This is a genomic window from Staphylococcus pseudintermedius (genome assembly GCF_034042775.1).
Lineage (GTDB): Bacteria > Bacillota > Bacilli > Staphylococcales > Staphylococcaceae > Staphylococcus > Staphylococcus pseudintermedius.
On sequence record NZ_CP120150.1, the window covers coordinates 2,095,477 to 2,119,817 of the forward strand.

Genomic DNA, 24,341 nt, shown 5'->3' on the forward strand with positions numbered 1-24,341 from the left:
ATTATAGAAGATGACATAAGGGGAGGATGGTTTATGACTTACTTATAAACGCTTTGTAATATTAAAAATAACTTTTAAATCATGGTGGATATTCGTATAAGGATTTTGACCAATGCTTTATGACTTTGAGAAACCGCTTCAACACTCACACTGATATTAGACTTGCTATGCTTTTTCCTTAACATGTCAACATAGTGTTTTTCAGTGTAACCCTCACAGTATATTTTAACTATTTTGTTTGGTGTTTTGCCTTTTTTATCTTCCTCGTCTTTTGTTTTTACTCATCCTCACCACCATCCACATGATGCTTTTTGCCAATCAAAGTTGTAAAATCATTTATCGTTACATTAGGGACCGCACCATAGACACCTTCCAAATAGCGTTTAAAAATTGTTAAATCTGACCTTTTACCATAGTCATCATTAAAATCAAATATACTGTACAATTCACTAGCACTTTCGAAGTCTTTCTTAGCTAAATAAATTTGATCCACGCGTAAATCGCAATCTAGTAAAAACAGCTGATGCGAAGTCAAAATAAATTGACTCCTGTTCTCCATTAGATTAAACAGTTTAATCATAATTTTCGAAATATTTAAGTGTAGAGAATCATCAAATTCATCCATCACAAAAACGCTTCCCCTTTTAGTTTCGTCTAGTATGTTCAGTGCCAAAGTAATCAATTTTTTCGTCCCCTCAGACTCATGATTGAAAGAAATACGTTGGCTTCCTATTCTATCGCCTTCTTGATTATACTTTTTATACACTAAATTCAACTTATAAACATCAGTTTTCAGCTCTGCTTCACTTGTATTCATTACTTCTTCATTTTCGTTATTAATTGCATTTAAAATGTTCAATAACTGTTTAGGTATGTTAAAAGTATCTATAGTTGTATCAATATCAGCCACTTTAATATCACATTTCTGTAAAAACTCTATCAGGTCTCTTTTACTTTCTTCATTTTCTATCACATGTAGCATTTCTTTAATATCCCGATGCTCTATATGCCCGTTAATGAAGACGAGCTGATTTGAGAACCATCGATAGACATTCAAACAATGTGTATCATTCACACTTTGACCAACTTTTAAAAAGAGTTCATTTCTTCTCGTTTTCGTCACTTCATCTTTAGCCCATTTAGGCGTAACAATAAATGCCTCTTCATCTCTTTCAAAATATTTATAGTATTTGCCATTTTCATAATAAAATAATGTTTCACGTAAAATAGCCGTTTCTACATATTCAAATTGATATTGATATTGAATCCCGTTCGCTACGATTTCTACACATAACTTTGTACTATTTTCAACTGAATAATCATCTAATAAAAAGGAAACTTTAGGAATTTTTTTGTAGCACTCATATTCTCACTCAAAATTAATTCTTTCATTAACTTTAATGCACTAATTAAATTAGATTTACCAGAACCATTTGCACCAAACACAATTGCGCTTTTTAATAAATTTATTTTTTCTGTATGACGTGTTTTTTGAACTTCATAAATATTCTCTTTTAACTTCCTTAGTCTTTTACCTGTTTCCATACTAAAAACTGTATCATCTCTATAAGAAAGATGGTTTTTAAATTCAAAGTTAATGAGCATCATCTTACCTTCTAACGTATTTTTGTTCTTAAATAATCTGATATGTTTGTTATAAGGTAAATACTGACAAACTAAAACATAAATACGTTTCAAACTTTAACCGATTCATTAAAATTAATAAATGCAATACACACCGAAAAAACACGCCTACATGGACGGACACCATGTAAACGTGTGCATATTTCACCTAATGAAATTCAAGTAGCATATAGAGATAAAGCGCAAATGCACCAGCCATCAATAAGGTCATCATCAACAAATACAATGCAGTGCGCCCATATTTGAATAAAAAGGCAATAAACATCGCGATGACATTATACACCATAAAGATACCAAAAATAGTGACGAGCCAAATGATATCCGGTGAAAAGATAAACAGTAATGCAACGATAAAGCCAAAGATGATGTACGGTATCGCAATAACATTACGTTTGAAACGACTGCGCTTAATTTTTTCCTCTTCTGTCATATTTTTCCCTCTCAATTCCTAATAATCACGTTTAATTGTACTAAAGTTTGCTGTACGTTGACTTCCATGAGATGTGACAATTTTATGGAATGTCGAATCCTTGTGCAGCAGTAAAAATATCGAACCATTCTTGGTCATGCAATTCAAGTTGGAGTCCATCAATCACTTCGTCAACACGTTCGAGTCGTTCAGTTCCAATAATGGGCATAATATCAGCTGGATTCTTTTTAAACCATGCAGACACTACCGCTGCGACTGAAGTATGGTGTGCTTTTGCAATTCGTGTTATTACTGGAAGGACACGTGCTGCAACTGGGTCATTTTCATCAAATAAACGTCCGCCTGCAAACGGTCCCCAAGCCATTAACTTCACACCTTCACGATACATATCATCAATGGTGCCGTCATGAAACGCTTCTAAATGATACGGTGAAATTTCAATTTGATTCACTGCGATATGAAATTTGTCGTCTTTCAAACAACGATTTAATAATTCATACTGTGGGCGCTGAAAATTTGATACACCAAATGACAACAATTTCCCCTCTTGGACTAAATCTTTTAAAGCATCAGTGATTTCACATGGTTTCATTAGCGGCGATGGTCGATGAATCAACAAACTATCCAAATACTCTACTTGAAATGACTTTAATGAACGCTCAACTGCACGTTTAATATGCTGTTTACTTAAGTCATAACGATGGTCGGTTTGCTCTGGATAAATATGATTCGGCAGGACAATTCCACACTTCGTTACGATTTGAATTTTATCGCGCAGTTCAGGTGACAAAGCCAATGCATCTCCAAACATTTTTTCCACAGTGTAATGTCCGTAAATATCGGCATGGTCCATCGTTGTCACGCCACGCTCAACAAGTTCATGAATGAAACGATTCATAGCTTGTGTCGATTTCTGCCATTGATGCGCTCGAAAAAAACCTTGTATGACTCTAGAATATTTCACATGCTGATTGATAGTGATTTGATCCATTTAAACACCCCTTGAATAATCCAGAATTAAGTAAATTGTAACATATCCAATTGATTTCTTAACATGGCCTTATCTAATTGCTCGCCTATGATGATAATAGAAGTTGGGAGCGTCAAGTGACCTACACTTTCAATAGCGGGCACCCCTTCTGAATATTGAATTAAGAAAATCTCATCAGGCTGTTCGCGCAAACGGATATAGCCTTTTAATCGCAATACATTGTCAGGTAGCCTTAAAATGAATTGGACAAGTGCTTCTTGAGAGACTGCACTATTGAATTGATATTGTAAGCTCGTATAATGTGCATGTGTATGACTATGAAACCCTGTCACATCGACATTTTGTGCATTTGCACCTTTTTCAATTGTTTTCAATGTTTCACCGTATTGTGTGAGAACGATACGACTTTTAGGTGATAGCGCTTTAATATCTTCAATCACCATTTGAAGTTGTGCGTCATCTTCTATTAAATCCACTTTATTAACCAGTATCGTTTGACTCGCACGGACTTGATCTTCCATTAAAGCTTTCGTTTGTGCAGTATTGTCATGCCGTTTTATAAATCTGACACTATCCACCAAGCCTATCGTTTCTATTGATGAAAATGCATCCACTAATAAAGGGTCTTGACAGGCAACCAAAATATCAATCGGATTCGCAACACCAGTCGCTTCTACAATGATATAATCAACTTCTGCATCACGTGTTAATTGGTACAAATGCGCAATTAAATCGTGTTGAATATCACAGCAAATACATCCTTGTAATGCTGATTGTTGTACATGATAATGACTCAAAAGATGACTGTCTACATCAAAATCACCAAATTCATTTACAATGAGTGCAACTTTCTCATCTTTTTTTAATATTTGCGTCATATAATGATTTAAGAATGTGGTTTTGCCACTTCCGAGAAATCCATGTATCAATATGAGCGATGTTTGTTTTTTAAACATAAATTTAACCCTTTCTCTCAAAAAATCTACAAATCTGTTATAATATATGTGTATGTCTGACTTTAAACTTGATAAAGTACGCTTTATCTTCTAAAATTACTGCATGCTATATTTTAAGGATAGCATAGCATAGATTTAAGTGAGAACGGCTTAAATCATTTGATTATGGACGGATTCCCATTCGTGATAGAAAAAGAGAAAACGGATAGAATGTCTGGAGGAGAACTAATTATGTCTGACCATTTAAACTTAAAAGAGCAAGTATGTTTTAGTTTGTATAACGCACAAAGACAAGTTAACCGCTATTATTCAAACAAGATTTTCAAAAAATATAAGCTCACGTATCCGCAATTTTTAGTTTTAGAGATTTTATGGGACCAATCCCCTGTAAATGTGAAAAAAGTTGTAACAGACTTAGCCCTTGATACAGGGACCGTATCACCTTTATTAAAACGTATGGAACAAATTGACTTGATTAAAAGAGAACGTTCTGAAATCGACCAACGCGAAGTATTTGTTCATTTAACTGAGAAGAGTAAAGCAATGGAACCAGAATTAGCAAATGCATCTCAACAAGTTGCAGAAGCTTCATCTTTAACACCTGACGAAGTAAACGAACTAACTCGATTATTAGAAAAAGTGATTACAGCTTTTGATGAAAGTAAGTAAACGATTGAAATCAGTCACTACTTCTAAGTCATAAGCAGTGTTTTCGTATTGATATAGATAGACTTGTTTCAGGGGAACAATATCAATTTTTACACGATGAAAGTATTGGGGGCCCGTGTGATTGATATTTATATCTATAACGTTATTGATGTTATGACACTATATTGAGAGCATACCATTTTTTGTTTGACTGATACAACCTTAGTTTATCTATACATACATAATCATCATTTAAAAGCGCTTGAATGCCCTCCAACGACATTCTGAGCGCTTTTTTCACACCTCTCATCCGATATAACCAGTTGTTCCTTGTTTATTTCAACAAACTTACTTTCACTATTCCACAATAACTTATTCATTTTTTATACCATTTGTAATGCCTCGTCTATTCATGAACTTTTTCAGCTAAAAATTGTTCTGGTGTCATGTCTCCAATCACTTTTCCTTCTTGCATCTGTATGATTCTATCAAACTGCGCTAAATATTGTACATCATGTGTTGCAACGACCAGTGTTTCAGCTTGTTGGTGAATTTGACGCATTACATCTTTTGTATTTTCTATATCTAGCGCGGTTGTTGGTTCGTCAAGTAGCCAAATCGAAGCCTCTCGTAACATGAGACGCGCAAGTGCTAATCGCTGAAATTCTCCACCTGACAATGTATTTCTATTAAATGTTACTAGACGATCTAACGCAATATGTTGCAAGTGCAATTGATCCAGCACAGTCCGACATTGAGTTGTTGAAGCATTAGTCAATAAATTTCCATATACTGTATCGTCATAAAAATGCGGCTGTTGCAACATCGTATTTAACTGTTGATAGTAATGTATCATATCTAAATCATTTAGTGCGTGATTGCCTATTAAAATTTGACCTTCACTTGGTGTATACAGTCCCATTAACAATTGTAATAACGTCGATTTACCGGAACCAGACGTCCCAACAATGGCGACGTGTTCACCTTTATGGATGTGTAGATTTAAATGTTGCACACTTGGGCGCTGTTGATGTTCGTAGCATAACGTGACATCTTTCAACGTTAACAGTGGCGCATCATGAGAGATTTGATGAACATCTACCTGCTCTTTTTCAACCGCTCTTTTACGATACCCCATCACTTCTGATAAGCTTTGCTGTGCTAGATCCGTCTCACTTTTATAATCAGCGACTTGACTCATCGGCACAGCTTGTTCTAATAATGTCAAAATCATTAAAATAATGCTCGTCACATAGACAATATCGACTTGTTGTTGTTCGACCATCACTACAACGAGCACGATACTACCGAGTAATGCTGCCATACTGATTAAATGTCGTATATAATCATAAACGAGGTGACTCTTTTGCGACAGGTGCTCGGCTTGGCTGAATGCCGCTTCAGAAGCCATTAATTGTGCATTATATTTTTTATCACTCTTAAATCGTTTCAACTCATCATGACCTAAAATGTAGTCAAAATAAGCATGCATCCAGCGCGCTCCTGTTTGATTCACATGCAGTCGCACACGTGTCGCCTGTTTGACACGTAATGCAGGCAAAATGAACAAAGCAATTGCGATTGTAATGATTAAAACGACGGCATGTGCCCATGAAAAATAGACTAAAGTCACTGCTGAAATAAGCGTCGTGATCCCAATTACAATAGGTGGATAATAGACACGTAAATATATATTTTGCAATGCTTCCACTTGTGTGACCATTCTGCCGAGTAAATCACTCGAGCGAAACTTTCGAAAAACATCCGGTACAATTGGGATGAGCGCACGGTAGAGCTGAACCCGCACATCTCTCAACATCGTAAAGGTCGCACGGTGAGAGCGCAACCGTTCATAATATTTCGTTATAGCCCGTATAAACCCAAATAATTTTACCGTTACAATTAAGCCCATTAAAGCATATAACGGCGCACCTAAAGCACTTTGAGTAATCATATAACCACTTAAAAAGAACATACTCAGTGCAACAAGGCTTCCAAATACACCGATACAAATCGCCATCACAATATCCTTATCCCACTTAATATTAATCACTTGTTGGAGTTTCATTTATTCTTCACCTCCATTTTGCGTATGTGTTAACGAAAGTTGAATGTGATCATCATCAGACTGAATCGTACCATCTGCTAAATAAATCCGTCGTGTCGCATGCTGGATTGTAGACTGACGGTGTGCAATCGTTAAACGTGTCGCATGTTGAAAATAACGGTCTAATGTTTGTTGAATCACTTGTTCCGTTGTGCTATCTAATCCTGCGACAGGCTCATCTAAAACGACAAAATCTGGTTCTAACAATAATAGTCGCGCGAGCTCTATTCTTCTCATTTCACCACCAGATAACATTTCGCCACCTTCACCAATCAACGTTTCAATGCCATAATGAAACCTTTGGACAACAGGCATCAACTGTACCGCTTCCAATGCCGCAGTAATTTTTTCAGCAGGAACGTCATTAAATACAGCGACATTTTCTGCAATCGTTGCATTAAAAATATACGGATTTTGAGAAAGGTAGCCTATTTTCAAATCTTGCCTTTGATACGTGATACGGCCTTCTTGTGGTAACAGTTCACCAATCAACAAGCGAACAAATGTGGATTTACCTGCACCACTTGGTCCGACTAATGCAATACGGTCGCCTTCAAAAATGTCGAGATGCATTTCCGTTAATACATTAGACGTCGTATTGGGATAGTGGTATTGAAGGTTGCGTACTTGAATGAGTGGTGTTTGATTTTCATCCACACTGATTTCATGACCGGTCACCACCTCACATTTTTCTAGTGCTGCATGAATCACGTCACTAGCACCTTCACTTTCTTTTCCTGTATGAAAGGCTTGACCTAAGTCTTTAATCGCATTATAAAATTCCGGCGCCATAATCATCGCAATAGCAGCTGTACCGAAATGTATCGATTGAAATACAATCAAGCTTAACCCAACCTCTAAAGCGACTAAACCAATCCCTAACATACTGATAAATTCCAACATTAAGCCAGATAAAAATGCGCTTTTTAATATTGTCATTGTCTTATCACGAAATTGTGTACTTTCTTCACTAATCGTTTCCACTGCTTGTTCAGAACGGTTAAACAGTTTTAAAGTAACTAACCCTTTCGTCAAACTTAAGAAACGTTGACCAAATTGATTTAAAAATGTCATTTGATTTTTTGCATCATCACGTGTTTTCAGACCAAAAACAATATAAAAAACAGGAATAAATGGCGCCGTAACGAGCATAATTAAAGCCGTGGGTATATGCACAAAAAGCATCGTTACAATAATGGCAAGAGGGATAAATGTCGATTTAAATACTTGAGGTAAATAATTGCGATAAAACGGCAACATTTCAGACAAGGTTTCCGTCGCCATCGTCAGTCTTTCACCAACAGCTTGGCGAGACACTTGATGTAATAAGCGCCCTCGAATCATCTGTCGAACACGATGTGCCAGACGTTCCCCTAGCCATCCATTCACAAAATCTAAAGTTGCACGTAATATGAGTACCAACGCTAAAAACCCAATCATGACAGACCATGCTGTAGGTTGATGTGTGAGAATATGTTCTAATATGATGCCAATCGTTACATTTTGAGCAACGACTGATAGCGCAAGACCGATACAAACGATAGCCATAAATATGGGCAAGCTATAAAATTGTTTCGCCCATTGATGTAATTGTTTCATCTTTGATTTCCGCCTCCATTTGTATGTGTCATTTCTCCATTTTACATGGTCGCTCTATCCCTTTCACGTGAAAAAATTCGACGATTTTTTGTCTGAAATCTTTCAATTAAAGACACACTGGCACCATTTTCAAATTCATATACATGGTGCCACTTCTACTGCTCAAGACCTATATTTCAATAAATTTATGTTAGAAAAAGACATCTTAAATGAGAATATGCTATCATATGCTATGTTATATTAAAATTTACACAAAAATGATTAAAGAGGGTTCTTCTATGTTATTTTTCGAATTAATTAAAGCCATTATTCTTGGTATCGTTGAAGGGATGACTGAGTTCGCTCCCGTTTCTTCAACTGGACATATGATTTTAGTCGATGATATGTGGTTGAAATCGACTGATTTTTTAGGACCAGAATCTGCTTTCACCTTTAAAATTGTTATCCAACTCGGTTCTATTTTTGCTGCGGCATGGATTTTTCGTCACAAGTATTTCGAAATGTTACATATCGGTAAATATGCACCAGCGCAACAGCCTGGCCGTCGTTCAAAACCGCGTCGTTTGAATCTCTTACACATTATTATTGGGATGATTCCAGCAGGGGTGCTCGGTCTATTATTCGACGATTTGATTGAAAAATATTTATTTAGCGTACCGACTGTGCTCATCGGTTTATTCCTTGGTGCGATTTACATGATTATTGCCGACAAGTTCAGTCTTAACGTAAAAAATCCAAAAACTCTAAATGAAATCACTTATTTCCAAGCTTTTGTCATCGGTCTTTCTCAAGCCGTTGCAATGTGGCCAGGATTTTCACGTTCTGGTTCAACGATTTCAACAGGAGTATTGATGAAGTTAGACCATAAATCTGCTTCTGACTTCACTTTCATTATGGCAGTGCCTGTCATGTTAGCAGCAAGTGGTTTATCGATTATTAAACATTTAGATTATATCGAATTGACACATATTCCATTCTACATTTTAGGTTTCTTAGCAGCTTTCACATTCGGTTTTATTTCAATCAAACTGTTCTTGAAATTGATTCAAAACGTTAAATTATTACCATTTGCGATTTACCGAATCGTACTTGTCGTCGTGATTGCTGTCGTTTATTTCGGTATTATTAAATAATTGAAGTGCATCAACATATGAGAAAGGGGTTAAGACCATTGCGTGTCTATCCCCGCTTTTTTTATCTTTTCAATACTGCCACCGAGTTTAACGATACATACATTAATGATTCAGTCATTTGCATGAGAACTCATAGTGAAAAGGTCATGTCGACATCAGCATCACACTTGAGTGCACCTATTCACAGTTTTAGAAACTTCAAAAAACCGAGTTCACTTTTTAAATTTCCATCAAAACAATGTACAATAATCATACAATACGTAACGAGCTCAACTTATCGATTTTTGACGTGCGCGATAGTGCAAGGTCACCATTTAGCGTTTATCGAGACGGCTGAAAGGGTAAAAAATCATAAGTATACTCATAATTGGAGGCAACGTTCATGAATAAAACAATTAAAATGATAGTCAATGTCTTACCTGTATTTCTCGTACCACTCATCTTAGAACGCAAAAAATTTAAAGCACATCCCGATGTCCAAAAAGTGACCCAAACAACAGTGAATACTTCGAAAACTGTGGCACATAAAACCGGTCAAGTTGCGAATTCTGTGAAAGACTCTGTTGTTTCAGGATCAAGTCATTTAAAAAGCACCATTCAAACTAAAAAGCGTCGTCATGATTACAATAAAGTGATGAAAAAAGAAGCTGAAATCCAACGTTACAACCGTCCTGAAAATGTGCGTGCGCGTGGAAAAGAAATCGCTAAAGAAAACCGTAAAGAAATTGACAAGTTAGCGAAAAGCTTAGAAAAGCACATTGCAGAACGCCATAAAGAAGAGGATAGAGCGTTTAATCAACGTCATAAGCAAATGATTAAAACTATGAAAAAAATGCAAAAATATGAAGAAAAAGTCGGGCATTCACCAGAACAACGCGATGCTAAAACTGAGAAACGTGCTGAAAAAATTGAAAAGCGCAACAAAAAAGAAGTTGACAAAATGAACAAGGATTTAAAAAAGCACCTAAAAGAACGTCATAAGAAAGAAGAAAAAGTTGCTAAAGCACGTGAAAAAGCGTTAAAGAAAAATATGAAAGACATGAAAAAACATGAAGAAAAGGCCGGACATACGACAGATGCAGCTCCTACAAAACGTTCGGTAAACCAAAACAACACGGTTCAATCCAATGAGCAACAAGAAAAACAACGTATTACGACGTTATCAGAACTTCAAACGACGCAAAGTCATACTGGCAAAAGTCAACCGACACCAAGTGCACCAGGTCAAGTCGAAACAACATCAGACAACGCACCTTTATACGAACAACATTATCAAAATATGGAGCGCCAAGTGCAAGACAGCGACATATTAAGACAAAACCAACAGTTAAATGACACATCTAAAAAATCAATGAAGAAACAAGGACGATAAATGCGCATTTTAATAGATGGCGATGCTTGTCCAGTCGTCGATTCCATCGTTAGAATCACGGCTGAGACAGGCATTTTTGTATATTTATTTCGCACTTATAGTCATTTTACTGTTCATGATTTTCCTTCGCATGTAGAAGTCAAATATATCGATGGCGGACGTGATGCTGTTGATTTTATGTTACTCCAACATGCAAAAGCGAATGATATTGTTGTCACACAAGACTATGGGTTAGCCAGTTTAGTGTTAGAAAAAGTCAAACACGTCTTGCATCACAACGGTCACATTTATACATCCGAAAATATTGATCGTCTGCTTGCCCAACGATACTATCATCAACAAGCGCGTCGAAAAACAAAACGTCATCATAAAGGGCCGCCTGCATTCGATCAAAAGCAACGACTCGATTTTGAAACATCTTTTCGCCACTGTATCCAATCTCCATAGCTGTGCATGTGTCTTAACATTTCTTGTTTTACTACACATGCACTTCTTTTTGCTTTAAACTATAACTAAAAATTGATTTAAACAAGGAGCGATGAAAATGATTCAACGTATAGCAGTTTATTGTGGCGCAAGTAAAGGATTGGATGAGACCTATGTCAAAGAAGCCTATGCTTTAGGTCAATACTTTGCAGAACAAGGGATTGAGTTGGTTTTCGGTGCGGGATCTGTGGGCATTATGGGCGCAATACAGGACGGCGTATTAGATCATGGCGGTCATGCAATAGGTGTGATGCCTCGATTATTAGACGAGCGTGAAATTACGAGCCAAAAAGTATCTGAGCTGATTTTAGTCGATTCCATGCATGAACGTAAACAAAAAATGGCAGACCTCGCCGATGCATTTGTTATTGCTCCAGGTGGTGCGGGTTCCCTTGAAGAATTTTTCGAAGTTTATAGTTGGGCACAAATTGGATTGCACCAAAAGCCTATCGGAATTTTTAATATTAAACAATTTTACAAACCTCTAGAAGCATTGATTACACATATGATTCATGAGGGCTTTATTGATCAAAAGTATGAAAAGCTTGCAGGTGTGTATGAAACGCCTCAAACATTATTGGAAGGTCTTAAAAATGCCAAACCGATTTCAACACGTACATACGATTAAGTATGGCTGCTTTTTGTATATACCACAGCAAAATTACAAGGGAATGAGACACAAAAATTTTTGATGCGATTGATACAGAATTCTTGTTTAACTTACCCTTTACCTATAATTTGTAGTTTTGATTGCCTTCATAGCTTCGCGTTTCCTAGGGGCTGGTCCTACAACTCACTAACGCTTGATTAAGCTGTTACATTTGTTAATCGTTAGTGGATATTGGGAGTAGTACAGAAATCTCATGTACAACAAAGATGTCGTCGTACTGTCCCCCGCAAGGCTGACTCGACTTCTCAAAAGCATGCGCCTTGAGAAGTCAGACAGCTCCTACGATAAACAGTAACCACTATTAAAGTAAAGAAGTAGTTGCGAGCAGTATGCATGCATTCCCTCAGGCGTCTCAGCCATCTAGTCAATTTGATATCAATTACAGCGAAACTGAGGGCAAGTATATGAAATCAAGAAAACAATAGCATCCATTTTTTGTATTCCATTCACCCTCATTTTCCGACTATTTTAAAAACATTAATGAATCATCAACCTCTGAATAGATTGCGCTTAATATTTTCTATGTAGCCCTTTGCACGCGCTCTATTTTTATGTTACCTCTCGCCTTTCATTCCGACTGCACCTCGATTTAATCTGTTGCTTCTATACACGTACCATCGCGTATTTTTACTTCTAATTTCTTGAAAAAACATAAAAAAGAGGCCGCCTCAGCCTCACAACTTTTAATATGCAATTCAATTTATATTATTGACTTCTTTGCACAGCAGCTGTTTCACTTCATACTGGGCATCATTAAAAGTAATGCACTTATACTTCCTTCAACTGCTTTCTATAACGCACTTGTGGCCTCAACACATGATGTTCACTCAAACCCGGCTTGTCGAAATCATCATAATGTGTCATGCCAATCTTTTCCATCACACGAATCGATGCATGGTTCACTTTGGCTGCCATCGCGTACACTTCACTTATGCCGCGTTCAGCTACATAATCGAGTACCGCTTCTGCCCCTTCTGTCGCAATCCCATTATCCCAAACTTCAGGAGACAGTCGCCAACCGATTTCATAAAATGGGAGCTCTTCAAAAGGATAATCTACAGTTTGTGGAATATAATTCACACCTATAAACCCTATCCACTCTTTCGTTGCCTTTAACTCTACAGCAAACAATCCAATCTGATGATGCTTTAAATAAGATTTCATCGCTTCAAAATCCAATGCTGTTTTTTGATAACTTAATAAACTCGGAAAAAACTGGCGCACTTGGCGATTTGCGTTCAATTGTTGAAATGGTTGCAAATCTTCATCTTGCCAGTCTCTCAATTTCAATCGATTTGTCTCTATATAAACTGTCATTGTGCATCCCCCATTTAACCGTGTATCCAAAGAAAGAAGCGGGTCAGAAATCGCATATATGCCTTGTGATTTCAGCTTCCCGCCTCAGTTATGCATTTGATTTCTGAAATTTTTACTGGGCGCTTCTTCAGTCAACATCTTTCACCTTTATTAAACTTCTTGATCAGATGTAACCTGCGCCTTCAGTTGTCGATGCGATATTGATGTCATTACGCTCTAGAAATATAGCTCAACAGTTGAATCGTGATAGGTACCTCTTTTAATCGTTCTGGATTTTGTCCTTTTTGTGTTGTAAATACAGCATCCACAAAATCATTTTTATGGTTCAAACGATATGTCGCCGTATACGTTTCCCAGTCATGATCAAAATTAGGTTTCAATGCGATAGAACGTTGCAATTCACCTGTGGAATCAATAATGGCATATCCTGTAATATTCTCAAGTTCGCGTCCAAGTTCAACAAGTGAAATATCGCGCCCTTCTAATAATCTAAATTCTTTTTCGTACATACGATAACCCTCTTTTCTCTCCGTAATATATGTGTTTTTATTACCCTATCCCTCTCAACATCAAACGCAATTCATTGTGGGTTGGGTCAATAGCGCAAAATATCAAATTGACATTAAATGAATCACTCAAATGAGCTTTTCTCTTGCGTATCAGACGTTTCTTTTGATTTTTCTGTTGATTTAGCATCTTTTTTAGATTCTGTTGGTTTCTTGTTGTTCTTGCTACTCGTTTTCTTCTTATCTTCTGAAGTTTTCGCTTTATCAATAGAATGTTCAAGATCTTTAATTTGACTATCTAATTTTTCACTTTGATCTTTTAACTTTTTATTTTCTTCTTTTAATTCTTTTTGTTCGTCTTCTAACGATTTAATTTCATTTTGTAGTTTTTCTTTTTCACTATTGCCACACCCTGATAACAATACGACCGTCCCCATAAGTGCGATAAGTTGTTTCTTCATCGTTATTTCTCTCCATTTAGAATGACTTACACTTTATTTTATCATGGTTTAAACAGATTCGCATAATGCTTATGATTCTTCTAATGATTTTGACATAATATATTTATCCACACGGTATCCTAACGCTTCATTCAGTTCCACCATTGCTTGATTGGATTGTTGTACTGTACCGATGATTTGACGTGCACCTTGTGATTTGGCCCACTTTTCAATCTGTTGTTTCAGTTCAGTCGCGTACCCTTGTTGTCGATATTCAGGGTCAACATATAATGATTCAATGGTCACTTGCGCATTTGCCGGTTCATAATGTGCCCATGCATAAGCCTTCATATGTTCCTCTCTGTCTGTCACGATGCCTAGCCAGTCTCCAGCATAACGCAACCGATGTGCAATCATTTCTTCATAAAGTGCGATTTCTATTTGTGTGCCTTGCGTTCGTATTAAAGTATCTGATTGTAACAGTTTGACATGCTCCGCTGCTACACGATGAATATAGTCGCTATCTTCATATGTAAGTAAAATCATGACTCTCTCCTTTCATATTTTAGGATTGATTTATCTCATGAATATCGTCATAATAAGTACAGTTCACTATGATTGAAATTAGAGGAGGTGCTTGACCGATGAAAACGACGAATGAACTGATGAAAGAAAATAATGTTAAATCGTTACGGCTGAACAATACGGATCGTCAAATCTTTGAAAGTTACATGACCTATGTTCGAGCGGATATGCGTGTCAATGCACATGACTCCGAAAAAGTGCTACAGCGTATTTTAGACCATTTACTCAAAGCGGAAAATAAAGGCTTGCATGCGATGGAATTTTTTGATCATCACCCTAAAAAACACGCCATTCAAACGATTAAAGAGATGCCTAACCATACGTTTAAGAATATTTGTCATTATATTTTACAACATATCGTCTTTTTGTTGGGCGTATTCTGCTTCTTAAAAGGGTTTTTAGGATTTTTCATTAATGATACACGCGTCTTTTTATACACTTTTCCGCTCACTTTTGTTGCGGGAATTTTCGTTACTTTTTTATTCATTTGGTCTTGTTTTAAGATGATACAACTTCAAGCTTTTGACTATTCACGTCTCGCTTGGTTAGTCGGCTATGTCGTATTGATAGCCCTTATTTTATTAATTTTTATTATTTTCTTTTTTCCACAAAACTTTTTACAATTCGGCCCGTATATCCATATTAGTAATTGGGCATTTATTATCGCATCGTTTATTATCGTTCCACTGGGCATGTTGAAATATAAAAATGACGATCACGCAAAAAGTGCATCTTGGCGATAGATTTCAACTTGCTGCATCCATTAAAAAAGTCAGGTTGATGAATGGCGTAATTTACCATTTATTCACCTGACTATTTTTATTATTTTAATTAATCAATAACGCATCAATGAAGAACCAAACAATCATGACAAACATGAGTACCGCTTGCATGACGGCGCTAGAGAAAAATGCGACAAGTGACCCAAAACTTGCTTTGGCTGCTTGTGCGAAATTTTTAGACTGCACCATTTCAACAATAATAACAGCGATAAATGGCACAATGATCACACCGAATGGCGGCAACACAAACGCACCGACGAGTACACCGATTAAAGCGGCCCACTCCCCTTTTTTCGTGCCTCCAAATCGATTCACAAAATAGCGGTTGAGCCATAAGTCAGATACGAAAATAAATATCGTGAGTACAATCATTGCAGTCCAAAAAACCCATGATAACGTGGCACCATTAATGCCAAATTGATAAATCAAAAATCCCACCCACAATACGGGAATAGCTGGAATCACCGGCTTGATTAAACCGATAAATGCCAATACGAATGCGGCTAAAATAAGCACCCAAAAAATCACGTCTGACATTATTATACGTCAACTCCTTATTTACACAGTTTGAACAGTTTTTCTATTTTTCTTAGTAAATAAAATTAACACAAAACCACATGCCAATGATAGCGCAGAAACATAAAAGACATTGCCTAAACCGACCCACTGACTCATCGCACCACCTAATAAATTCCCTAACAATTGACCGATAACCATTGCATTCGCGAACAAAGTCGACGCATAGCCTGGATATTGCGGTAAAACATCTTGGAAATAACTAATACCGATGCCAAGTAATACCGCTAAAAATGCCGCGAGTAACACTTGACCAACAAGCATCATGTGGATACTTTCAAATATTCCGATACTACCGAAAAACAAACTACCACAAACTGCCGCAATCGCTAATAGCGTTCGTGTTTCTACTTTACTAGCAACCATACCTAAAATGATCATAAACGGCACTTCTAAACCGGCACACAAACTCGCAAGATGACCGACATATTTTTCTTCTTCATGTAAGTATTGCGTCACAAATAAAGGCATATTGAGCGTGTACATCCACTGGCCAATGTGTAACAGTACGAAAGCAATGAACGGCACAATTAAATAGCGATGTTTCAACATAGAAGGTGCATCTTGTTCTGTCATTATACTGTCACGCACAGGCTTTTTCGCTTTGATGTCCTTAAAAAAGAACACTTGTAGGAGTAGAGTCGTCAAAATAATGGCGACTGTTCCACCAAACAGACCACTGTAGCCCCACGACTGATTTAAAATATTACCAACTAGTGGGCCGAATAAAAAGCCGAACGAAAACATAGAACGTAATACAGAATTGGCAAAAACCGCGCGACTACTCGATGTAGATTGATTAATAGATTCCCTTGCAGAAGCATAAAGTTGGGGCATAGCCGGAGCGAATAACCCTTGAAAAATGGCATACAAAATAATAAATAGTACAACCGAATGTACAAAAAATGGCAATGTAAAACTAATAGCGCCCATGAATAAACCTACAATAATAATCACTTTCCGATTGATTGCATGCGTATCCGAAAAACGCGCGACAATACTATTCATCGTAAATTGAGAGATTGCCGCTAATGCCAATAACAACCCAAATTGATTGGTCGTCATCCCCAATTGGTTCGTTGCAAATAGAACAAAAAATGGGACTGTAATCGCAATGCCCATCCCAATTAGCATCATATTCACAATAAATAACTTATAATTTTTAATCGTTAACAATTCGCGAAACATGTATGTTCTCCCTTATATACTTAAAATTAATATTGAATCGCATGGTGTTGTGCTCTCTTTTGCTCTCCATCACATGTCTTTATTCGATATCTTCAATGTGTAAATACGTCTTAAACACATTAATAAATGAACTGACTTGAGGTAACTGTACCATACTCATGTCATAACTTAAATACGTAGAACGGACTAAAGATTGTTCTTCTACGTCCACTTTTAACATTGCAAACTGAGAGGTGTCTAAGTCTTTTACCATAATTTCCGGTAAAATCGTCACTCCGACGCCGCTTAACAACAACGCTTTACATGTCGCGACCTGATCCACCTTAATGCGCGCATGATAATCTTGGGACATATGTTGTTGATACCATGTTTTAATTTGATTAATATAGACGGGGTCTGCTTGAAACTCAATAAAAGGTAGCTTATGTAATTCAGTTTCTTTATTTTTAGGATAGATGAAATAATGTTGATCATCCATCAAATGATCGTTGTGCATATTTAACAACTGATTCCCTCTCACGATCATAATATGGTAATCATTATGGTTCGCTTTAATATGTTCACTAGAGCCGACTTGTAATTGAATTTCAACATTTGGAAACTCCGCAGTGTAGCGATTCAATACTTCTGGTAATACCGTTTGACCGACTAAAGAGGAACAACCAATCGATAGTGTCCCATTAATTGCACCGACATGCGCCTTAATCTTATCTTGAAATAGACGCTCTTGTTTCAGCATCGATTTCGCATGCGCAATGACCATCGCACCTTCAGTCGTCGTAATCAGTTGTTTTTTCGTACGGATAAAAATGTCGACACCAAAATGACGTTCAATGGATTTCAAACGTTGGGTCACAGCAGGTTGTGAAATATAAAGACGTTCAGCCGCTTTTCTCAGTGTGCGTGTTTCATCTAAAGTAATTAATAACCGATAATCATCAATTTTCATCGTACAGCCTCCTCAAAAATAAAAGAAACACTAGACAAGATATTTGTCCAGTGTGCAGAAATCCTTTCACAGCACACAGTGGTGGTTGCTACGGTGTGTGAAAACCATCTCCATTTGATGTTTCAAACTGTTTGTACTTTTCTTGCTTTTGGTATTTGCGATTAATTTTGTGATAACAATACATCGCCTTCTTTTGAATACTCTCAAAATCCTCATCAATTTGAATCATTAATTGATGCGCAATCACATAAGCTTCATGATATTGTTTTCGCGTAATTTGATTCGATTTCAATGCACGCTCTAAGTCTTCTTGGTCTACAAGTTCATATTGGCCATCTGGTAAAGCAAGCACATCTAAACATAAATCGATTGTACGTGCCCTGCCTTTTTGTATAATATTTTTTAAATTAATATCAAAATAGTATTGTAAAGGTTGACCTTTGTCATCGAACATTACTGTCATGCTGTAACGCTTTTTCTCTGGCAGGATTTGTAGCCATTGATAGCCATCGTCAGCTACTACCATTCGTTGATTTACAACAGTCACCTCTAAAGGATCTCTCACCTTTTTGATTGAAATTAAACCTATTATGCCTTTAAATTTATTATTATTGACTTTAACTTCGATATAATCATGGTCTAAGAGGCGACGCCAGTGACGTTTGTCAATATATTTCACTTTCACAGCCACCAACTCCCTTTTTTTCATTATATATAAATCGAAGTAGGATGTCACTTGTTGCAACTAGCCAATCATATAAAATTCATAGCGAATCCAATCAAAAACATGATAAACACGCACTCAATCACCCTATTTTTTACTAAGACGATATACACGTTTTGATGCATGAGATTCAAAATCAACATCGTACAGTTGCGTCAAATCCTTGGAAAAGCATAACTTGATTCAAGTAACCTTTAAGTTTCGTTTACCCCTTCACTATCAATGGTGACAACAAAAAAGACCGACAAGACATCACATCTCATCAGCCTTTCAAACCGATCGATTAATCGACCGAAACCTTCGCATATTTACGAATGATTTCCTCATGTTCCGGATACCATGCTAACAATTCCGCTTGTGTAAACAACTCAAAATGTTCAAATTGAAATGCAGGTTGCACCATACAACCGACAACCGCAAAGGCATTTTCACGTTCAATAGATGACGCAAATATTGTCCCTTTTGGCACAACATATTGCAATACATCCCCCTCCGCGACATTCGGACCTAATTGCACGGCACGATACGTATGATCTGGAAAAATCATATGAATCGTCAACGTCTCACCCGCATGGTAATACCAAATCTCATCCGCATCAATACGATGAAAATGGGAAATATTCTTATCCTCTAACAGAAAATAAATGCTAGAATAATGCGGTCTTTCATTTGTCGTATCCGGACTTAAAATCGTTTGACGATAATAGCCTCCTTCTGGATGAGGGGTTAATTCTAAATGGCGCACCCAATCTTGTGCTTCCATGGCATTGACCTCCAGTAACTATGCAAGTTCTACATTATGATAAACGTGTTGAACGTCTTCTAATTCTTCTAATACATCGATTAATTTCTCAAATGTTTCTTGATCTTCTGCTGAAAGTTGAACTTCCGATTGAGGTAACATTTCAAGTTCAGCGACTTCAAATGATGTCACACCTAGTTGTGCTAACGCTTTTTGGACAGTCGCAAATTGATCAGGCTCTGCGTATACAATCGTTAAACCACCTTCTTCAATGACGTCACGGACATCAATATCATTTTCCATTAAAGCTTCAAGTACAGTATCTGCATCAAAGCCTTCAAATGCAAATGTCGCTGTATGGTCGAACATATAAGCCACTGAACCAGATACACCCATATTTCCGCCGTTTTTACCGAAAGCTGCTCTCACGTCAGAGGCTGTACGATTGACATTGTTCGTTAAGGCATCCACAATCACCATCGAACCACTCGGACCGAAACCTTCATAGCGAAGTGCATCGAAGTCTTCCTCGCCGCCACCTTTTGCTTTTTCAATCGCTCTATCAATAATATGGTTGGGTACAGAATAAGTTTTTGCGCGTTCAAGGACAAATTTTAATTGTTGGTTTGATTCAGGATCGGGTTCACCTGATTTCGCCGCCACGTAAATTTCTTTACCAAATTTAGCGTAAATGCGACTTGTATTTTTATCTTTTTGCGCTTTCTTTTCTTTAATATTATTCCATTTACGTCCCATGACTTCCATCTCGCTTTCAAATACTTTTTTGAGTACCCTTTATTATACATGTAAAATTTAGACTATGGCAACATTCTAAATAAGAATGGGTTGTTCAAACAGTTGTCGAGCGACGGATTGTGCGGTCTGAATATCCTCTGCACCATATACTAACAAACGTCCATCTTGATACAATGTCATGTCACACGCTCCAAGTCGTAAACGTTTAACGAAACGATTATCAATTAAAATTGTGACTTCTTTACTTATGGTCGCTTCAAATTGTCCTGGAGCTAACCTGAATTGAAACACACCGCCACATAACAATTGCGTAGACTTAAGCTGTTTATTTTGCAGACGCGTGAACTGATGCTGGGCACATACGGAACAGTCTGCTTCTTTAAGACTTTGAATCGAAATTTTTTTCACTTTTCCTTGATGAATATCACTCGTCGTCATTTGGTAAGAAAAATCACCATGCATCAAGTAATAGAAGACTTCTGCCACGACAAAACTACTCGCCAAATGAACAGCGGGTGGCAAGACGCCGTTAAGGTCACAACTTTCCATCGTCTCGGGCACATCCGGCATCACACAATGTAAACAAGGCCCGTCATGACTGATAGGAAAGACACTCAACTGACTTCCCACGACTGCACCATAAATATAAGGAATATCCAATTTCCGTGTTGCTTCATTCACTAAATAACGTGTTTCAAAACGATCCAAGCCATCAAGTACCATATCCGGTTGCAGTTCCTCAAGAATGCCTTCAATATTTCGTGCTGTCACTTCTTCGTATAACGGTTCTATTGTGACTTCATGATTCATCATCGCGAGTCGTTCTTTTAGCGCAAATACTTTCGGCTTCATCGCTTCAGCATCCGCTTCAACATAGCCACTTTGACGGTGTAAGTTAGATAAATGTACCACATCTTTATCGACGATGGTCAATTTACCGACACCACTTCTTACCAATTGTTCAGCGATGCCACTGCCTAAAGCGCCGACACCGATGACAAAGACGTGTAATTGTTGCAATCGACGTTGGCTCTGTTCTCCAAAATGCTGGAAGCGAATTTGTCTATGATAGCGTGTCATTATAAAAAGCCTAACCCCTCAGATGGACTAGATTGCACAGCATTATAACGAATTGGGATACGGCCTGCTTCGTAGCTCAAACGACCCGCTTCGATTCCTTTTTTCATCGCTTCAGCCATTTTCACTGGATCTTGCGCACGAGATACAGCTGAATTGAGCAAAATCGCATCTGCACCAAGTTCCATCGCTTCGGCACAGTCTTTGGCTGAACCAATACCTGCATCTACAATAACGGGTACCTCGCACTTTTCAATAATATAACGGAGGTTCAGTGGATTTGTAATACCACGACCTGTACCGATTGGAGAAGCAAGTGGCATTACCGCATGAACACCTAAACTTTCGAGTCGCTTGGCTAACACGACATCATCTGAAATATATGGACAAACAATGTAGCCTTTTTCTAATAAAATTTCACAAGCTTTGTACGTTTCGAGTGGGTCAGGTAATAACGTATCATCATCGCCAATTACTTCGACCTTAATCATGTCACACACGCCAGCTTCACGCGCTAATTCGGCAATACGCACCGCTTCTTCTGCCGTTTTCGCACCTGCTGTATTAGGAAATGTTGTAAACTTAGATAAATCGACATTCGCCAATGGGTTCGGTAAGCTTCGGTCATATAAACTCATACGTCTGACCGCAAATGTCAGCACTTCTGTTTCGGATGCTTCAATGGCCTTAGACTGGATCGCTTCACTTTCAAATTTTCCTGTCCCTAAAAATAATCTTGAATGAAATGTTAAATCTCCAATTTTAAACATATGTTAACCGCCTCCCACAAATTCTAACAATTCTAATCGATCATCTTGCTGTACTTCAGTTGTGGCCCATGCAGAACGTTTCACGACTGCTGCATTACGTTCGACTGCCATCCGTTTCGCTTCGATACCGAAATGGTCTAAAATGTCTTGTACCGTTGTGCCTTCTTCAAATTGTTGCTGCTCTCCATTTACAAAAACTTCCATTCATTTCACCTTCTTTAATGACCAATAATCAACCATTTTTTCAAACGATTGAAGTTCATACCCAAATGCACTGCTCATACACGCGATTCCTGTAAAATGAGACGATATCTGTTGTACTGTGTCAGCTGTAATGCCCCCCAATGCCACTACCGGAAAATCAATAGCTAAAACTTCATCCACTTCAAGTTGTGTGCGCGGTGGCAAGTCAGGTTTTGAAGAGGTTGGAAAAAGGTGTCCGAATAACACAAAATCTAATTGCTGCGCTTTTGCGTCACGAACCATCGCTGCTGAATGTGTCGACATGCTCACTTGATAATGAGGCTGTACTTGTTTTAATAACGTAGCACGGTGATCTCCCTCTTTAAAATGCACATTGGAAATGCTGAGTTCCATCGCTAATGTCACATCCGTATGATCCGTATGGATAATCACTTTAGACTTTGGAAAGCCATTCGCCAATAACTGGATGAGCCATTGCTTGAGTGCGTGTCGATTCATCGGCGTCCGTAAAATGACACCTGCAATCTGACTTTCAATAACACAGAGCCGTTTGATATGCCAGTCGTCTAATACAACATACGGTGTAATCACAATCATCATTGCCTTTTCCCTCTCTTTCCCTTCACAATAAAAAAACTACTCCCCCGTTATTTACAACAGAAAAGTAGCCTCATTTGACACGAATACAGCCACTTTCCTACGCCAGTACGAACTGGATCAGGTTCAGGAATTTTGAAATCAACATTTCAATCTCAGCCATTATGAACGGCACTTCCAGTGGATTATTTGAAATATTCAATTGTTTTATCGTTTCATGATACGAGCTAATTCTAACACATAACGAATAATGTGGAAAAGGTTTATAAATAAATTAAAGCCTAATTCTCGTGGTGAAAACTGACCTCGCTTCATACGATTGAAGTCATAAAGTGTGTACAGTAAAAATAGTAATAACCCGACAACTGCAATCATCGTATAATAAACTGGGCTGTGAATCCACCAACCTACAAGACTTGCTAAAATAAGCGCGATTAATGTCACGAATAAATATTTGCCTAAGCTCGACGCATCTTTAATCCAGAAATAACCGAGAATACCAAAAATGACGAATCCAGATACGGCTAAAATCACCATATTGAAAAATAAACGCGCACCTAAATCTTGCAATGTATACATAAATGCCGCATAGGATAATAATCCGACGACAATGGTATAAATGTGAGAAATAATCGGGCCACTAAAGCGCACACGTTGAAATACCATTGATGCTAAGATTAAGACGAGTAGTCCGATAGAAAGTGGTTGTCGCCATGCTATGGGCAAAAATTGTCCAAAATATGTTGAAATCCCAAAAATTAGCCAATAATACATAAAAAACAACCATACTTTGCCGTAAGCAGAACGGCGTTGATTTTGTGTTGCCATCTCATTTTGCCTCCTTTCCTTCTATTTTATGATATGTCACAGCAGAATCAAATGCAGAAATGATACAACTATTCCATTGATAAAGACTACATTTATATTACAAAAACTTTAATTATCTCAAAAGATTTACAAATCAAATTTTCTATAAATTGGATAGTGACAACATTCAAGGACAATACGACAGTAAAACTATATTTTCCGCAATATTACAGATTCGTAACATCTCCCCTATATGATAATATTTTTGTTATCATAATGATTGAA

The 24,341-nt window shown here is 37.4% G+C and carries 28 protein-coding genes and 1 riboswitch; of the genes, 6 read left to right on the forward strand and 22 right to left on the reverse strand.

Annotation, left to right across the window (positions count from 1 at the left end; all coding sequences use genetic code 11):
* Positions 1-277: 277 nt before the first annotated feature.
* From P3U61_RS09895 to P3U61_RS09915, 5 genes are all read right to left on the reverse strand, one after another.
* Positions 278-982, reverse strand: coding sequence for an AAA family ATPase (locus P3U61_RS09895; protein ID WP_407057947.1), 705 nt, complete (start codon positions 980-982; stop codon positions 278-280).
* Between the two features lie 341 nt (positions 983-1,323).
* Positions 1,324-1,605, reverse strand: coding sequence for an AAA family ATPase (locus tag P3U61_RS09900; RefSeq protein WP_157939018.1), 282 nt, complete (start codon positions 1,603-1,605; stop codon positions 1,324-1,326).
* Positions 1,606-1,792: 187 nt separating this feature from the next.
* On the reverse strand, positions 1,793-2,074 hold the full coding sequence (locus P3U61_RS09905; protein WP_014614570.1) for a hypothetical protein: 282 nt from the start codon (positions 2,072-2,074) through the stop codon (positions 1,793-1,795).
* A gap of 82 nt (positions 2,075-2,156) precedes the next feature.
* Positions 2,157-3,065, reverse strand: a complete 909-nt coding sequence (locus P3U61_RS09910; RefSeq protein ID WP_015728721.1) for an aldo/keto reductase — start codon at positions 3,063-3,065, stop codon at positions 2,157-2,159.
* A 26-nt stretch (positions 3,066-3,091) separates the two neighbouring features.
* Positions 3,092-4,021: a CobW family GTP-binding protein gene (locus P3U61_RS09915; RefSeq protein WP_187526104.1), complete on the reverse strand. Its 930-nt coding sequence runs from the start codon at positions 4,019-4,021 to the stop codon at positions 3,092-3,094.
* A gap of 231 nt (positions 4,022-4,252) precedes the next feature.
* On the opposite strand from P3U61_RS09915, the gene P3U61_RS09920 reads away from it, so the two are divergent.
* Positions 4,253-4,690 (forward strand): global transcriptional regulator MgrA, encoded by a 438-nt coding sequence (locus P3U61_RS09920; protein ID WP_014614573.1) that lies wholly within the window; start codon positions 4,253-4,255, stop codon positions 4,688-4,690.
* A gap of 385 nt (positions 4,691-5,075) precedes the next feature.
* On the opposite strand, the gene P3U61_RS09925 is transcribed toward P3U61_RS09920, so the two are convergent.
* Positions 5,076-6,737: an amino acid ABC transporter ATP-binding/permease protein gene (locus P3U61_RS09925; protein WP_199570090.1), complete on the reverse strand. Its 1,662-nt coding sequence runs from the start codon at positions 6,735-6,737 to the stop codon at positions 5,076-5,078.
* Entirely contained in the window at positions 6,738-8,375 is a 1,638-nt protein-coding gene (locus tag P3U61_RS09930) for an ABC transporter ATP-binding protein/permease (protein ID WP_063284899.1), read from the reverse strand.
* 278 nt (positions 8,376-8,653) lie between these two features.
* Between P3U61_RS09930 and P3U61_RS09935 the strand changes: the two genes are divergently transcribed.
* The 4 genes from P3U61_RS09935 to P3U61_RS09950 all read left to right on the forward strand — a co-directional run bounded on the left by P3U61_RS09935 (position 8,654) and on the right by P3U61_RS09950 (position 11,994).
* Complete coding sequence (locus P3U61_RS09935) at positions 8,654-9,508, forward strand: undecaprenyl-diphosphate phosphatase (RefSeq protein WP_037543807.1); 855 nt, start codon at positions 8,654-8,656, stop codon at positions 9,506-9,508.
* A 382-nt stretch (positions 9,509-9,890) separates the two neighbouring features.
* Positions 9,891-10,880, forward strand: coding sequence for a hypothetical protein (locus P3U61_RS09940; protein WP_323695692.1), 990 nt, complete (start codon positions 9,891-9,893; stop codon positions 10,878-10,880).
* A complete protein-coding gene (locus P3U61_RS09945; protein WP_014614578.1) occupies positions 10,881-11,327 on the forward strand; it encodes a YaiI/YqxD family protein in 447 nt (148 codons plus the stop codon).
* Positions 11,328-11,427: 100 nt separating this feature from the next.
* A complete protein-coding gene (locus P3U61_RS09950) occupies positions 11,428-11,994 on the forward strand; it encodes an LOG family protein (protein ID WP_031253776.1) in 567 nt (188 codons plus the stop codon).
* Positions 11,995-12,804: 810 nt separating this feature from the next.
* On the opposite strand, the gene P3U61_RS09955 is transcribed toward P3U61_RS09950, so the two are convergent.
* The 4 genes from P3U61_RS09955 to P3U61_RS09970 all read right to left on the reverse strand — a co-directional run bounded on the left by P3U61_RS09955 (position 12,805) and on the right by P3U61_RS09970 (position 14,845).
* Positions 12,805-13,353 (reverse strand): GNAT family N-acetyltransferase, encoded by a 549-nt coding sequence (locus P3U61_RS09955; protein ID WP_014614580.1) that lies wholly within the window; start codon positions 13,351-13,353, stop codon positions 12,805-12,807.
* Between the two features lie 209 nt (positions 13,354-13,562).
* Positions 13,563-13,862, reverse strand: coding sequence for a hypothetical protein (locus P3U61_RS09960; protein WP_014614581.1), 300 nt, complete (start codon positions 13,860-13,862; stop codon positions 13,563-13,565).
* Positions 13,863-13,984: 122 nt separating this feature from the next.
* On the reverse strand, positions 13,985-14,320 hold the full coding sequence (locus P3U61_RS09965) for an SA0632 family lipoprotein (RefSeq protein WP_037543809.1): 336 nt from the start codon (positions 14,318-14,320) through the stop codon (positions 13,985-13,987).
* Positions 14,321-14,389: 69 nt separating this feature from the next.
* The gene (locus tag P3U61_RS09970) at positions 14,390-14,845 is read right to left on the reverse strand and encodes a GNAT family N-acetyltransferase (protein WP_199273743.1); all 456 of its coding nucleotides are present in this window, start codon (positions 14,843-14,845) and stop codon (positions 14,390-14,392) included.
* Positions 14,846-14,943: 98 nt separating this feature from the next.
* Between P3U61_RS09970 and P3U61_RS09975 the strand changes: the two genes are divergently transcribed.
* Positions 14,944-15,627: a DUF1129 family protein gene (locus P3U61_RS09975; protein WP_014614584.1), complete on the forward strand. Its 684-nt coding sequence runs from the start codon at positions 14,944-14,946 to the stop codon at positions 15,625-15,627.
* 84 nt (positions 15,628-15,711) lie between these two features.
* Here P3U61_RS09975 and P3U61_RS09980 read toward each other — a convergent pair whose 3' ends face one another.
* The 11 genes from P3U61_RS09980 to P3U61_RS10030 form a co-directional block, all read right to left on the reverse strand.
* Positions 15,712-16,203 (reverse strand): DUF456 domain-containing protein, encoded by a 492-nt coding sequence (locus tag P3U61_RS09980; RefSeq protein WP_015728715.1) that lies wholly within the window; start codon positions 16,201-16,203, stop codon positions 15,712-15,714.
* Between the two features lie 21 nt (positions 16,204-16,224).
* Entirely contained in the window at positions 16,225-17,430 is a 1,206-nt protein-coding gene (locus P3U61_RS09985) for a sugar efflux transporter (protein WP_168250240.1), read from the reverse strand.
* A gap of 79 nt (positions 17,431-17,509) precedes the next feature.
* On the reverse strand, positions 17,510-18,379 hold the full coding sequence (locus tag P3U61_RS09990) for a LysR family transcriptional regulator (protein ID WP_014614587.1): 870 nt from the start codon (positions 18,377-18,379) through the stop codon (positions 17,510-17,512).
* Between the two features lie 88 nt (positions 18,380-18,467).
* A complete protein-coding gene (locus P3U61_RS09995; RefSeq protein ID WP_014614588.1) occupies positions 18,468-19,064 on the reverse strand; it encodes a ribonuclease FAU-1 family protein in 597 nt (198 codons plus the stop codon).
* 322 nt (positions 19,065-19,386) lie between these two features.
* Positions 19,387-19,866: a cupin domain-containing protein gene (locus P3U61_RS10000; RefSeq protein ID WP_015728712.1), complete on the reverse strand. Its 480-nt coding sequence runs from the start codon at positions 19,864-19,866 to the stop codon at positions 19,387-19,389.
* A gap of 18 nt (positions 19,867-19,884) precedes the next feature.
* Positions 19,885-20,601, reverse strand: coding sequence for a YebC/PmpR family DNA-binding transcriptional regulator (locus tag P3U61_RS10005; RefSeq protein ID WP_014614590.1), 717 nt, complete (start codon positions 20,599-20,601; stop codon positions 19,885-19,887).
* Between the two features lie 75 nt (positions 20,602-20,676).
* Positions 20,677-21,681, reverse strand: coding sequence for a ThiF family adenylyltransferase (locus P3U61_RS10010; protein WP_014614591.1), 1,005 nt, complete (start codon positions 21,679-21,681; stop codon positions 20,677-20,679).
* A complete protein-coding gene (locus P3U61_RS10015; RefSeq protein WP_015728710.1) occupies positions 21,681-22,448 on the reverse strand; it encodes a thiazole synthase in 768 nt (255 codons plus the stop codon). Before P3U61_RS10015 ends, P3U61_RS10010 begins: the two co-directional genes overlap by 1 nt.
* A gap of 3 nt (positions 22,449-22,451) precedes the next feature.
* Complete coding sequence (thiS, locus tag P3U61_RS10020; protein ID WP_014614593.1) at positions 22,452-22,652, reverse strand: sulfur carrier protein ThiS; 201 nt, start codon at positions 22,650-22,652, stop codon at positions 22,452-22,454.
* Positions 22,653-23,252 (reverse strand): thiamine phosphate synthase, encoded by a 600-nt coding sequence (locus P3U61_RS10025; RefSeq protein WP_323695693.1) that lies wholly within the window; start codon positions 23,250-23,252, stop codon positions 22,653-22,655.
* A gap of 77 nt (positions 23,253-23,329) precedes the next feature.
* Positions 23,330-23,438, reverse strand: a riboswitch (TPP riboswitch).
* Between the two features lie 18 nt (positions 23,439-23,456).
* Entirely contained in the window at positions 23,457-24,077 is a 621-nt protein-coding gene (locus P3U61_RS10030; RefSeq protein WP_063278884.1) for a Bax inhibitor-1/YccA family protein, read from the reverse strand.
* Positions 24,078-24,341 lie beyond the last annotated feature (264 nt).